The organism is Serratia sp. G204Y, from assembly GCF_051172435.1.
GTDB classification, from domain to species: domain Bacteria; phylum Pseudomonadota; class Gammaproteobacteria; order Enterobacterales; family Enterobacteriaceae; genus Serratia; species Serratia sarumanii.
Genome location: NZ_JBPIZA010000007.1, coordinates 148,429 through 160,958 on the forward strand (window position 1 = coordinate 148,429; position 12,530 = coordinate 160,958).

11 protein-coding genes and 1 tRNA gene are annotated in these 12,530 nt (G+C 56.2%); 7 read left to right on the forward strand and 5 right to left on the reverse strand.

The features are described from left to right. Nucleotides 1-18: 18 nt before the first annotated feature. On the forward strand, nt 19-615 hold the full coding sequence (betI, locus tag ACSBQQ_RS22460; protein WP_033649464.1) for a transcriptional regulator BetI: 597 nt from the start codon (nt 19-21) through the stop codon (nt 613-615). Nucleotides 616-624: 9 nt separating this feature from the next. On the opposite strand, the gene ACSBQQ_RS22465 is transcribed toward betI, so the two are convergent. After that, nucleotides 625-2,394, reverse strand: a complete 1,770-nt coding sequence (locus ACSBQQ_RS22465) for an ABCB family ABC transporter ATP-binding protein/permease (protein ID WP_039567921.1) — start codon at nt 2,392-2,394, stop codon at nt 625-627. 181 nt (nt 2,395-2,575) lie between these two features. On the opposite strand from ACSBQQ_RS22465, the gene ACSBQQ_RS22470 reads away from it, so the two are divergent. Further along, nucleotides 2,576-3,433: an AraC family transcriptional regulator gene (locus ACSBQQ_RS22470; RefSeq protein WP_060429286.1), complete on the forward strand. Its 858-nt coding sequence runs from the start codon at nt 2,576-2,578 to the stop codon at nt 3,431-3,433. A gap of 34 nt (nt 3,434-3,467) precedes the next feature. Here ACSBQQ_RS22470 and actS read toward each other — a convergent pair whose 3' ends face one another. After that, entirely contained in the window at nt 3,468-4,220 is a 753-nt protein-coding gene (gene actS, locus ACSBQQ_RS22475; RefSeq protein WP_033635813.1) for an amidase activator ActS, read from the reverse strand. Nucleotides 4,221-4,369: 149 nt separating this feature from the next. Between actS and ACSBQQ_RS22480 the strand changes: the two genes are divergently transcribed. Beyond that, nucleotides 4,370-4,939: an HdeD family acid-resistance protein gene (locus ACSBQQ_RS22480; protein ID WP_033649463.1), complete on the forward strand. Its 570-nt coding sequence runs from the start codon at nt 4,370-4,372 to the stop codon at nt 4,937-4,939. 58 nt (nt 4,940-4,997) lie between these two features. On the opposite strand, the gene ACSBQQ_RS22485 is transcribed toward ACSBQQ_RS22480, so the two are convergent. Both ACSBQQ_RS22485 and ACSBQQ_RS22490 read right to left on the reverse strand, forming a co-directional pair. Next, nucleotides 4,998-6,257 carry a glycoside hydrolase family 75 protein gene (locus ACSBQQ_RS22485; RefSeq protein WP_060388410.1) on the reverse strand — a complete coding sequence of 420 codons (1,260 nt, stop codon included), beginning with the start codon at nt 6,255-6,257 and terminating at the stop codon, nt 4,998-5,000. Between the two features lie 73 nt (nt 6,258-6,330). Then, nucleotides 6,331-7,056: a hypothetical protein gene (locus ACSBQQ_RS22490; RefSeq protein WP_140367562.1), complete on the reverse strand. Its 726-nt coding sequence runs from the start codon at nt 7,054-7,056 to the stop codon at nt 6,331-6,333. 608 nt (nt 7,057-7,664) lie between these two features. Between ACSBQQ_RS22490 and ACSBQQ_RS22495 the strand changes: the two genes are divergently transcribed. From ACSBQQ_RS22495 to ACSBQQ_RS22510, 4 genes are all read left to right on the forward strand, one after another. After that, nucleotides 7,665-8,279: a 2OG-Fe dioxygenase family protein gene (locus ACSBQQ_RS22495; protein WP_223182037.1), complete on the forward strand. Its 615-nt coding sequence runs from the start codon at nt 7,665-7,667 to the stop codon at nt 8,277-8,279. Then, the gene (locus ACSBQQ_RS22500) at nt 8,276-9,508 is read left to right on the forward strand and encodes a cysteine desulfurase-like protein (RefSeq protein ID WP_060388377.1); all 1,233 of its coding nucleotides are present in this window, start codon (nt 8,276-8,278) and stop codon (nt 9,506-9,508) included. Before ACSBQQ_RS22495 ends, ACSBQQ_RS22500 begins: the two co-directional genes overlap by 4 nt. Nucleotides 9,509-9,668: 160 nt before the next feature. Next, nucleotides 9,669-10,016, forward strand: a complete 348-nt coding sequence (locus tag ACSBQQ_RS22505) for a hypothetical protein (protein ID WP_230199639.1) — start codon at nt 9,669-9,671, stop codon at nt 10,014-10,016. Nucleotides 10,017-10,171: 155 nt separating this feature from the next. Next, nucleotides 10,172-12,169 carry a BCCT family transporter gene (locus ACSBQQ_RS22510; RefSeq protein WP_060388376.1) on the forward strand — a complete coding sequence of 666 codons (1,998 nt, stop codon included), beginning with the start codon at nt 10,172-10,174 and terminating at the stop codon, nt 12,167-12,169. Between the two features lie 166 nt (nt 12,170-12,335). On the opposite strand, the gene ACSBQQ_RS22515 is transcribed toward ACSBQQ_RS22510, so the two are convergent. Continuing rightward, nucleotides 12,336-12,409 (reverse strand) — tRNA-Gly (locus ACSBQQ_RS22515). Nucleotides 12,410-12,530: the final 121 nt, after the last annotated feature.

The window sequence follows — 12,530 nt, forward strand, 5'->3', positions numbered from 1 at the left end:
CTATCAGTTGAGGAAAATATGTACCGAAGAGACATTCCGGAACAGCGTAAGGAGCAGTTGATTAACGCCGCCTTCGAGACCATTAACGTCGTCGGGCTGGCCGGCGTCACCCTGTCTCAGGTGGCGAAAGAAGCCGGGCTGTCGACCGGCATCGTCAGCCACTATTTTGGCGATAAAGAGGGGCTGCTGAGCGCCACCATGCGCAAAATCCTGCGCGACCTGCGCGATGCAGTGGCCGAGTGCCGCGCGCAGGCGGCAAGCGACAGCCAGTCACAGCTGTTCGCCATTATCCAGGGCAACTTCCACCCCAGCCAAACCAATGCCGTGTCCATGCGCGCCTGGCTCGACTTCTGGGCCGCCAGCATGCATCAGCCGGTGCTGCGCCGCCTGCAGCGCGCCAACGATCGGCGGCTCTATTCCAATATTTGCAGCCAGTTCCGCCGCGAGCTGCCGCTGCCGCAGGCGCGCGACGCGGCGCGCGGGCTGGCGGCGATGATCGATGGGCTCTGGCTGCGCGGCAGCCTGGCCGGCGACGAGACTGACCTGAAGCAGGACTGCCGCATCGCCTGCGACTACGTGATACAACGGCTCAAGGCCGCGCCATCGGCGGCGTGACCGCCTCCGTCAGTGTGGCTCCTGCTCTTCGCTGTACTGGGTTTGCCACATCGCGGCGTAGCGGCCGTTCGCCGCCAGCAGCGCCTCGTGCCCCCCGCGCTCGACGATCTCCCCCGCCTCCAGCACGATGATTTCATCGGCGTCCACCACGGTGGAGAGCCGGTGGGCGATCACCAGCGTGGTGTGGTTGCGGCTTACCTCGCGCAGGTGCCCCTGGATTTCGCGCTCGGTCTGGGTATCCAGCGCGCTGGTCGCCTCGTCGAACACCAGGATGGCCGGATTTTTCAGAATGGTGCGCGCGATCGCCACCCGCTGCTTTTCACCGCCCGACAGCTTCAGCCCGCGCTCGCCCACCCGGGTGTCGTAACCGTCGGGCAAACCGACGATAAAATCATGGATATGCGCCAGCCGCGCCGCCCGCTCGATTTCTTCATCGCTGGAGCCGGTTTTGCCGTAGCCGATGTTGTAGCGCAGCGTATCGTTGAACAGCACCGTATCCTGCGGCACGATGCCGATCGCCTGCCGCAGGCTGGCCTGGGTCAGTTGGCGAATGTCCTGGCCGTCGAGGGTAATGGCGCCGCCCTGCACGTCGTAGAAACGGAACAACAGGCGCGACAGCGTGGACTTGCCCGCGCCGGAGGCGCCAACCACCGCCACCGTGTGGCCCGCCGGAATGGTAAAACTCACCTGCTTGAGGATCGGCCGCCGCGTGTCGTAACCGAAGCTGACCGCGTCGAACCGCACTTCGCCGCGATCGAGACGCAGCGGCTGCGCATCCGGGCTATCGACGATCTCACGCTTTTCCTGCAGCAGATCGAACATGTTCTCCATGTCGATCAGCGCCTGGCGCACCTCGGAATAAATAAAGCCGAAGAAGTTCAGCGGCTGATACAGCTGCAGCAAATAGGCGTTGACCAGCACGAAGTCGCCGACCGTCATCCTCCCCTGGGTAATGCCCTGCGCCGCCATGGCCATCATCACGATCAGTCCGATCGAAATAATGGCGGTTTGCCCCAGGTTGATCGCCGTAAAACTGAATTGGTTCTTGATGGCGGCATATTCGTACAGCCGGCGCGACAGGTCGAAACGCTCGGCCTCGAACTCTTCATTGCCGAAGTACTTCACGGTCTCATAGTTCAGCAGGCTGTCGATGGATTTGCTGTTGGCGTCGGCGTTGGCCTTGTTGAGCTCGCGGCGAAAGCGGGTGCGCCAGCTGACCGCCAGCACGGTAAACAGGATGTAGCAGCCGACCGTCGTCAGGATCGCCAGCGCGAACCAGCCGTTCAGCATGTGCCACATGATCGCCGTGACCAGCGAGAGCTCGAACAGGATCGGCACGATGGAGAACAGCAGCCGCGACAGCACCGTGGACACCGCCTGAGTGCCGCGCTCGATGGACAACGACAGCCCGCCGGTCTGGCGCTCCAGATGGAAGCGCAGGCTCAGCGCATGCAGCTGGCGAAACACCCGCACGCCCAGCAGGCGCGTGGCGTTCTGGCTGACGTGAATGAACATCACGTTGCGCAGTTCCTCAAACAGCGCGCCGCCCACCCGCGCCACGCCGTAGGCGACGATCAGCCCCAGCGGCACCGCCAGCATTTTCGCCGTCTCACCGCTCAGCGCATCGACCATCGCTTTGTAGGCCAGCGGCACCAGCGTGGTGCTGACCTTGGCCGCCACCATGAACACGAAGGCCACCACCAGATACGCGCGCAGCCGCGGGTTGTCTTTCGGCCACAGGTAGGGCAGCAGGAATTTCAGCAAACGGGAACGATCCATCATGTAATATTCATCTTCTCGGTCGGGATCGCGGCGCACGGCCGCGCGGGGGTTATGAGTTTGGCCTGGCCGGCGGCGAACACCGCAGCCATCCCGTTTTCCTGCGGCGGCAACTCAGCATCATCCGTCAGGAGAAGCGGCGGCGGCTCGGGCAAAGTTCAGGCATGGAGGAGACAATCACATGACCCAGACGTATGCAAAGCGCTTTGCGCAGGTCTTTGACTATATCGACCGCCACCTGGACGAGGCGCTCACCGTCGAAAAACTGAGCGAAGTGGCCCACTTTTCGCGCTTTCACTTTCAACGCCAGTTTAGCGCGTATTGCGGCATCTCGGTGTGGCGTTATATCCAGTGGATGAGGCTCAAACGCGCCTCGTACCGCCTGGCGTATAACCCGCTGGAGCCGGTGATTGACATCGCGCTGGACGCAGGTTTTCAAAACCCGGAGTCCTTCAGCCGCGCCTTCAAACAGGCGTTCAGCCAAACGCCAAGCCAGTTTCGCAAACGGCCGGCCTGGATCGATTGGCAGCAGCGCTTTCCCGAGCCGAAACACACAAGGAAACAACCCATGAAGGTAGACATTGTCGACTTCCCGGCCACGCCAGTGGCGATGATCGAACATCGCGGCCCGTCCGCGCTGGTCAACGAAACCGCCTCACGCTTTATCGAGTGGCGCAAAACCAGCGGCCTGTCGCCGGTCAGAAGCAGCCGCACTTACGGCATCGCACCGCACGATCCGGCCACCACCGAAGCGCAGGACTTCCGCTTCTTCATTTGCGGCGAGGTCACTGCGCCGATCCCCGAAGACAACGCCTTCGGCGTGGTGAACAGCACGCTGCCGGCCGGACGCTGCGCGGTGCTGCGCCATCACGGCTCGCTGGATGGGCTGTCTGAAAGCGCTCGTTATCTCTACAGCGAGTGGTTGCCGAACAGCGGCGAGGAACCGCGCGATTTTCCGCTCTATTTCCACTACCACAACTTTGTGCACGAGGTGGCGGAATATGAACTGGTGACCGATCTTTACCTGCCGCTGAAGTAACAAAAGTCAGGCTCCTCACGGAGCCTGACTGACGTCAACAAGACGGCGACGAACCCTGCGGCGGCAGATAACGCTGCGGATCGAGCGCAGTGGCGCGGTAGCGGATCTGGAAGTGCAGGAACACCGAATCGGTGCCGGTGCTGCCCATGGTGCCGATCTTCTGCCCCGCCTTCACATCCTGGCCGTTGCGCACCAGCGTGGTGTCGTTGTGCGCATAGGCGGTAATGAAGTCCTCACCGTGCTTAATCATGATCAGATTGCCGTAGCCACGCAGCTGGTTGCCGACGTACACCACTTTGCCCTTGGCGGAAGCGTAGATCGGCTGGCCGCGCTTGCCGGCGATATCGATGCCCTTGTTGCCGCCGTCGGAATTGGAGTACGCCTGCACGATCCGACCGCTGGTCGGCCAGCGCCAGCAGCGGGAAGCGCCCGGCGGCGGCGTTTGTTTGACGATTGCGGCGGAAGACGACTTTTTACGGCGCGTAGCGGCGGTTTTGGCCGGCGCGCTGCCGCTCAGCCGCAGTTTCTGCCCCACCTCGAGGCTATAAGGCGGACGAATTTTGTTGATTCTGGCCAGCTCGCTGACTTCACTGTCGGTGATCCAGGCGATGTAATACAGCGTATCGCCCCGTTTGACGGTATAGGTTTTGCCGGAATAACTGCCCTTCGGCAGTTTGTCATAGTCGCGGTTATAGGTGTTTTTGCCCGAACACCCGGCCAACAGCAGCCCCAATGCCAAACACACCGCCACGCGGCGCCACCCTGCCAGTTTGCTTCCTGTGCTCAAATCCTGTCCCCAGTCGTCGTTTCGGTTCTGATACGCGTCAGCCGCACAGTGTAACATTTGCGCCGGGTCAGTCAAAAACCCCCAGACGGTCTATGCTAAACAGGTAAGGATGACTGATTAATTACCCAACGACGAAATGGAGTACTGTCATGTTGAACCTCGACCGCAATAATCTGCCCCTCCTGAGCGAAGAGCTGCTCAAAAAGCAACGCACCACCCTTTTGATCATCGCCTTCCTGCTGCTGGCGGGCGGCATACTGTGCCTGGTCAATCCTTTCGCCTCCGGCGCGGCGCTGAGCATCGTGGTCGGCATCCTGCTGCTGTTGAGCGGCGCCGGGCTGATTATCGCCATGATCGCCAACCGGGCGCAGAATACCTGGCCGATGATCGGCGGCATTTTGCTGGGCGTGGCCTACCTGATTATCGGCTATGTGTTCATCACCAGCCCGCTGGCGGGCATTCTGGCGCTGGCGGTGTACCTCGCCGTGCTGTTCGCGCTCGGCGGTATCGCGCGCCTGGCGGCGGGCTACATGCGCCGCGGGCTGCCGGGCAACTGGCTGCAGTTCGTTATCGGCGTGCTCGATTTGATCATCGCCTGGATGCTGATCGGCTCAGGCCCGGCGGCGTCGGTCACGCTGGTGACGGCGATCGTCGGCATCGAGATGCTGGTCAGCTCCTTTGCGCTGTTCCAGGCGGCGAATCTGTTTAAAAAAAGCTAACTCAGTAGCCGCCGCTCTCTTGAGCGGCGGCTTTGGATATCACGCCAATAAAAATTCCCTAGGGCATTCTTATTGCGTAACGCCATTCCCCTATCTTTGAACCTATACCGTCGAGAGAACGTGTATGGATGCCAAAGTATTGATTATCAAAAATAACTGCATAACCAACCTGCTCGGTAGAAAACGAGACAAAGCAATAAACGTGGTCAAATTCCTTGGGGTGGCCAATCGGCCCGGAGACACAAATATCTCCCGGCGCCAGACTCGCACGGTGGGTTATCTTCTGCCATCCCTGCTCTAGAGCCCATTCAACGAAGTAATCAACATTGATAGACTGCATGCTGCCAAGTTTCGGATAAGGCAAGCCACAGAGCTTAAGGCAACTAACCTGGTGTGCAACGCAGGCATTGCTTGTCGCGGTAGGGCTGTATTCCGGCACAAACCAGTCTTCTACCGCTTCCCGGATTGAACGGTAATCTTCTTTAAACATCCCGACAAACCGCTCAGCGCTGCTGTAAAAATGATCATCCCACACCACGGCATCAGCCAGTTGCGCGACAAACGGTGCATCTATCGTGACCTTTGTTTTGGGCAGCAGTTGCAATATCAGAGCAAGTTCCTGAGTATCACTATATTCTTTAACATGACTTTCTCCCGATTTCGACGAGATAACTACCGTCGGCGTTCCCTTTCCATTACTACCTAACATAACACCTGAGATATCTTCGATTTTCATCGGCAAACTAAAAGGCAAATTTTCCTTGAACAACTCTCGACCATATGCCTGGATCGTTTCAAAACTCACCGTGGCCCCCAAGCTTGCAGAGCCTGCAATGATCTCATAGGTCACTCCATACCCGATCCCTCTGATTATTTTTTCCTTATTTTTACTCCATGGGTTAACGCCAAGCGCTTCAACTGCGGCAATGGAAGCCTCTCCGATAGACTCTTTTCCACCGACGTCTGCACAGATTGCATAGATATGACTATCTCTATAATTTATTTTAGCCATATCCCCCATATTTACAGCGACTCCGGTGATCTTCTTCCAATTACCTGGAATAACAAAATAAGGAATAATTCGCGCATTGACATAATCTCCCTCACCTCGCCAACCATTTCCTCTTCTTAAGCTGGTTTCCTTTTGACCTGTCGGATCGATTTCCTCCGCATCAGGACTACCATCGGCATCCGTATCTGCATCGGCAATAATTAAAATATGGCCATCATCTTTAATCATAACAACAGGATCTGGCATGACCGGCTCACCTGGAGAAGTCCGGCTATTTTTCCATGAGTGGGTGATGACATTTGACATAATGTTACCCTCGGTGAAAGCATGGAGCCAAATGATATATATTACCGACAAGCATAAAGACATACATAATAAATTATGACGGTTTGTCGGCCATATTAATTCGGCAGATTTTTATTTTCAACGTCACAGAGGCGACAGCTAACTCTTTATCTTCTTTACTGTAAAACTTATACCCCTGACTCGTTGTGACACCCAACAACCTTGCTTTGTTTTGTTGTTCTTTTTTAATAGCCTCCGCCATTGCATCAAGATTAGGCGTGATTAATTCAACACCCGCCAGCCTGATTTCCAATTCATATGCCAAATCCCCCAGATTTTGGTAAAGATAATTTCCCACATCAGTATAGTATGCCTTGTTATTATCAATAATTAACACAACACCCTGGTCTAAAAGGTTGATAACTTCATACATGTAATTAGCCGATGCCGCAGCCGTCTTGTAATTATAGATTTGCGCCGCATAATTATAATGACCAGAAAAAATATTATCGCCAACAGCAATGCCGCCACTGTACATCGCAGTCGTCACTGAACCACTTGCGGCAGAAATTACAGCGACGAGAGTACCAAAAAAACCCACCTCATTATACCCATAGGTTTTCCGATAAAGACTTATGTATTTCCCTCGCCATAATTCTCGATAAACCAAAGCGATTTTTTTAATGTTATCAATCTTAGGTTTTTTTTCTGCCGCGACCGACCACGGTGCGGGCCGAGGTTTTTCTACCGAGATCGGATAAGGGCTGGTACAGCCAGAAAGCATCCACGCTAATGATAATGAGGCTAATGGATTATTCATATTCCAAGCTCACAATACAGACACTTATTTATAAAAATAGCTCAGCGCTTTTTTTCCTCCACTTTTCTAGTTATAGACTTTTACTTTGAAGTTTAAATCTAAAAAATCAACGCCCGCCTGATATTTTGTTCTTCACAATGGTTTACCTATGCATAAAAATCTTGGATAAAATATCTTTGACCACCGTTCCTTTTCACTAAAGTTAAAAAATTCAATATAATAAAGCAGACCTCTGCCCTGACGGAAAATCGCCAATAGATATGATAGTCTTGTGCACACCATTCGATAATTTGTCCTCTTATCCCTCCCCCCTCATCTGACGGGCAGTGTTCTATCATGCCCCCACTCCTTAGCCAGGTGTAAACCAAGCTTGATTGGGATGCTCTTGTAAAAATGACGTTTGCCTCTCATTACCACCGAAAAGTGCGTTGATGCAACCGCCCCCTCTCTGCTGTTCACCCCACTTTACGACCGCCGTCACACCTCGCCACCGCCAAATTGCGTTGGTTATAGAGTCGTCTACAATTCAATCGAATTACCCCCTACAACATCAGAAATTATTATTATTAGAGGTGATTATGTTACAGAAACACGAAAACGTAATAAGTATGACTGTACTAAGCCCGCAAGCCACCCAACAACTGATGCCTTCGTTTTCCTCCTTGCCCCACACGCAACACGCCGACGGCAAATATCGCCTGCGCCGTTATTCGGTCGTTAAATACCTCAACCCCAACGTCGCCGAAGTGGGGCCACGCACCTTCATGCAGTCCGATCAGATCAACCATTTCCAGGGCAACGTGGTGCGCCGCTTCGAGCCTATCGACAGCGCCGTACTGCAGAGCGCCGGCATGGCGGAGATGTGCAACCTGTTTGCAGAAAGCAACGAGCTGCCGGAAGGCGCCGAGATTGAGATCCATCAGATGCGCGTGGTCGCCATCGAGAAAGACACCCAGGTGGCGCCGGAAGGCATTCACCAGGACGGTTTCGACCATATCGCGATGATCGCCATTCACCGGCACAACATCGTCGGCGGTGAAATTATGCTGTACGACGACAGCCACCACGATCCCTTCTTTAAAAAAGCGCTGGCGGACGGTGAGGCCGTGCTGCTGGCGGACAGCAAACTGTGGCACAACGCCACGCCGATCAACGCCGTGAACCCAACTGAGGAAGGCCATTTGGATCTCTTCGTCCTCACCGCGCGGGGAGAGAAAGCATGACCTTTACGCCCGAGCTCGCCCGACGCCAGTTCAGCGCCCTGTCTCAGCAAATCGACGGCAAACCGGCGATCTTTTTCGACGGCCCCGGCGGAGCGCAGGTTTCACGGAGCGTGCTGGAAAAAATGACGGACTACCTGGGGAAATACAACGCCAACCTGGGCGGCCACTACTTCTCCAGCCGGGTCACCGGCGAGGTGATGGGCCAGGCGCGAGAATCGGTGCGCGCCTTGTTAAATGCGCCGTCGCCCGACAACATTGTCTTCGGCATGAACATGACCACGCTGACTTTCCATCTCAGCCGCATCATCAGCCGCGACTGGCAGGCCGGCGATGAGGTCATCGTCACCGCGCTCGATCACTACGCCAACGTCTCCAGCTGGCAGCAGGCCGCCGCCGACAAAGGAGCCGTGGTGCATCAGATACCGCTGGAGAGCGCAGACTGTTCTCTCGACGCCGCAAAGGTGTGTGAACGCATCAACGCCAACACTCGCCTGGTGGCGGTCAGCTACGCCTCCAACGTCACCGGCAGCATCGTCGATATCAAAACCATCGTCGAAGCCGCGCATCGGGTCGGCGCGCAGGTGTATGTCGACGCCGTGCACTATGCGCCGCACAACCTGATCGACGTGCAGGCGCTGGGCTGTGATTTCCTGGTGTGCTCCGCCTACAAGTTCTTTGGCCCGCACGTCGGCATGGCCTACCTTGCGCCGCAGTGGCTGCAACGCCTGCGGCCATATAAAGTCGAACCGGCCACCGACGTCGGCCCCGGCCGTTTCGAGACCGGCACGCAAAGCTTCGAGGCGCTGGCCGGCGTCGCGGCGGCGATCGACTATCTGGCGCAGTGGGGCACGCCCGGCGCGCCGTTAAGGCAGCGCTTGCAGGAGAGTTTCGCCGCCTACCACCAGCATGAAGAGGCGCTGTGCCGCCACTTTTTGCAACGGCTGCAGCAACTCGACGGCGTGCGGCTCTACGGCCATTCACAGGCGGACAGCGCGCGCCGCACGCCAACCTTCGCCCTGACCTTCAGCGGCCAGACGCCTGACGCAATCGCCCGTCATCTCGGGCAGCACAACATCTGCGCCGGCAGCGGGCATTTCTATGCGCAGGGCCTGATCCAGCAGTTGGGGTTACAGGACGGCGGCGTGCTGCGCATCGGCATGATGCACTACAACACCCAGAGTGAAATAGACACGCTGTTTAAAGTGATCGCCGAAGATATCCTCAGTTAACTCGCCACATCGGCCCGCTCACCTTATTGAGCGGGCCGCACAGTGCCACATCTTTCGCAGGCCATATCGGTCAAACAACAGACGCCTTCACCAACGCTGCCCATCGCGCAACGCCGGGGGTAGAATACAGAGGATTTTATTTTAGAAATGGATTTTTACTTTGCGAAAATATGCAGTTATCGCCGCCGCGTTGATGATGTCTTCCTGCGCCACGCCGGAGAAATGGGAAGCGCAAACGGCAACCCCGACGCCCCTGGAAGCGGCCAGAGCCAGCTGCCGGCAAGAAGCCGAGCAACGCTATCCCGTCAGCCTGTCTTTGCACGCCAGCTCACCGACCTTCTCCTCCATGACGATCAACGGCACGGAGATCCCCAACGCCGGTGGCGGCGCCTTTCCCTCGGACAGCAATGCAATGCGCAGAACAGAACACGTTAATGCCTGCATGAAATTGGAAGGATGGGAAAATAAAAATAAGGTGACGGGGTTATTGGCATTTTTATTTAACTAACGGCAACACGGAATAACTCGGAATTACCGCACTCAGGCAGCGGTAATTCCGCCCTATTGACCGACACCGACAGCCTGACTATTTTGCTACGATATAACAGGTTACACCTCTCCTCCATTCAGGGCGATAATCAAACAAATGGAATAAATCAATTTATGAGTGAGAAAGACACCCCCCTAAAAAATCCGCAAAGCCATATCAACAAAGCGGTATTCTTCACCTCTGCAGTCCTCATTTTTCTTCTGGTCGCGTTCGCCGCCTTTTTCCCCGACGTCGCTGACAAGAACTTCAAACTTCTGCAGCAACAAATCTTCACCAACGCCAGCTGGTTTTATATTTTGGCCGTGGCGCTGATTTTGCTCAGCGTGACGTTTCTGGGGCTTTCCCGCTACGGCGACATCAAACTCGGCCCCGATCATGCGCAACCCGATTTTCGCTACCACTCATGGTTTGCCATGCTGTTTTCAGCGGGGATGGGCATCGGCCTGATGTTCTTCGGCGTGGCAGAACCGGTTATGCACTATCTTTCGCCGCCGGTCGGCACGCCCGAGAGCGTAGAGGCGGCCAAACAGGCCATGCGCCTGACCTTTTTCCACTGGGGGCTGCACGCCTGGGCGATCTACGCCATCGTGGCGTTGATTCTGGCCTTCTTCAGCTATCGGCATGGCCTGCCGTTGACCCTGCGCTCTGCGCTTTATCCGATCATCGGCGACCGCATTTATGGCCCTATCGGCCACGCCGTCGATATCTTCGCGGTCATCGGCACCGTATTCGGGGTCGCGACCTCGCTGGGTTATGGCGTATTGCAGGTCAACGCCGGGCTTAACCACCTGTTTGGCGTGCCGATCAACGAAACCGTTCAGGTGATATTGATCGTGGTGATTACCGGGCTGGCCACCATTTCCGTGGTTTCAGGGCTGGAGAAAGGCATACGCTTTCTGTCGGAGCTGAACCTTGGCCTGGCGCTGTTGCTCCTGGCCTTGGTCTTGCTGTTGGGGCCAACCGTTCTGCTGTTGAAATCCTTTGTGGAAAATACCGGCGGCTATCTGTCCGAGCTGGTCAGCAAGACGTTCAACCTGTATGCCTATGAGCCGAAATCCAGCAACTGGTTAGGCGGATGGACGCTGCTCTATTGGGGGTGGTGGCTCTCCTGGTCGCCTTTCGTCGGTATGTTCATCGCACGAGTTTCCCGCGGCCGAACCATCCGCGAATTTGTCACGGGCGTGCTGTTCGTCCCGGCCGGCTTCACCCTCATGTGGATGACGGTGTTCGGCAACAGCGCCATTTACCTCATCATGGAAAAGGGCGCGACAGACCTCGCCGCTACGGTACAACAAGACGTGGCGCTGGCGTTGTTTAACTTCCTGGAGCATTTCCCGTTCTCCAGCGTGCTTTCGTTTATCGCCATGGCGATGGTTATCGTCTTTTTCGTCACCTCCGCCGATTCCGGCGCCATGGTCGTGGATACGCTGGCTTCGGGCGGCTCCAGCAACACGCCGGTCTGGCAACGCATTTTCTGGGCGTCGCTGATGGGCATCGTCGCCATCGCCTTGCTGATCGCCGGGGGGCTCAGCGCGCTGCAAACCGTCACCATCGCCAGCGCATTGCCTTTCTCGGCCATCTTGCTGATATCCATTTACGGCTTGCTTAAGGCCCTGCGCCGCGATCTGACCAAACGCGACAGCCAAAATATGGCCACCATCGCCCCCACCGCCGCCCGCAACCCCATTCCCTGGCAGCGCAGGCTGCGCAATATCGCCTATCTGCCAAAACGCTCGCTGGTTAAGCGCTTTATGGATGAGGTCATCCAGCCTGCCATGACGCTGGTGCAGGAAGAGCTGAGTAAACAAAACACGCTCAGCAGCATCAATGCCACCGCGGAAGACCGCATTCGTTTCGAGGTCGATTTGGGCGATGAGCTTAACTTCATCTATGAAGTCAGACTGCGCGGCTACAGTTCGCCGACGTTCGCTCTGGCCGGGCTGGATAACGATGAACAGCAAGCCGAGCAGCACAAGTATTATCGCGCGGAGATCTACCTGAAAGAAGGCGGCCAGAACTACGATGTCATGGGCTGGAATCAGGAGCAGTTGATCAACGATATTCTTGACCAGTACGAGAAACACCTGCATTTCTTGCATCTGGTTCGCTGAATGCCGACATGCCGTCCCCAGGGGCGGCATTTTTTTGCCCCGCTTTCTTCACCACAGTGCTGATGATGCGGTTGGAATGGCGGACAAACAGAAACAGCGCTTTATGAACAAAGGATTGGTTCGGGATAACGTTTCGAAGAATCAGGATGTTTTCAAGAGGGAGTGCTGGAGCGGGTGAAGGGAATCGAACCCTCGTATGCAGCTTGGGAAGCTGCCGTTCTACCATTGAACTACACCCGCATCGGTGTGCGACAGGCATTATAACCGGTTATCGGCGGCGGGCAAGCGGAGATGGCGCGTAACTGTCGATGTTTTAAGCGGTTAAGTCCGGTGGGCGAAAAAAACCGGCGCAGTTGCCTGC

Bases quoted from the DNA above. Each gene is read 5' to 3' on its own strand.
- ACSBQQ_RS22495 (WP_223182037.1), top strand. From the start codon at position 7,665: ATGACTGTACTAAGCCCGCAAGCCACCCAACAACTGATGCCTTCGTTT.
- ACSBQQ_RS22470 (WP_060429286.1), top strand. From the start codon at position 2,576: ATGACCCAGACGTATGCAAAGCGCTTTGCGCAGGTCTTTGACTATATC.
- ACSBQQ_RS22485 (WP_060388410.1), bottom strand. From the start codon at position 6,257: ATGTCAAATGTCATCACCCACTCATGGAAAAATAGCCGGACTTCTCCA.
- ACSBQQ_RS22480 (WP_033649463.1), top strand. From the start codon at position 4,370: ATGTTGAACCTCGACCGCAATAATCTGCCCCTCCTGAGCGAAGAGCTG.
- betI (WP_033649464.1), top strand. From the start codon at position 19: ATGTACCGAAGAGACATTCCGGAACAGCGTAAGGAGCAGTTGATTAAC.
- ACSBQQ_RS22465 (WP_039567921.1), bottom strand. From the start codon at position 2,394: ATGGATCGTTCCCGTTTGCTGAAATTCCTGCTGCCCTACCTGTGGCCG.
- ACSBQQ_RS22490 (WP_140367562.1), bottom strand. From the start codon at position 7,056: ATGAATAATCCATTAGCCTCATTATCATTAGCGTGGATGCTTTCTGGC.
- ACSBQQ_RS22510 (WP_060388376.1), top strand. From the start codon at position 10,172: ATGAGTGAGAAAGACACCCCCCTAAAAAATCCGCAAAGCCATATCAAC.
- ACSBQQ_RS22500 (WP_060388377.1), top strand. From the start codon at position 8,276: ATGACCTTTACGCCCGAGCTCGCCCGACGCCAGTTCAGCGCCCTGTCT.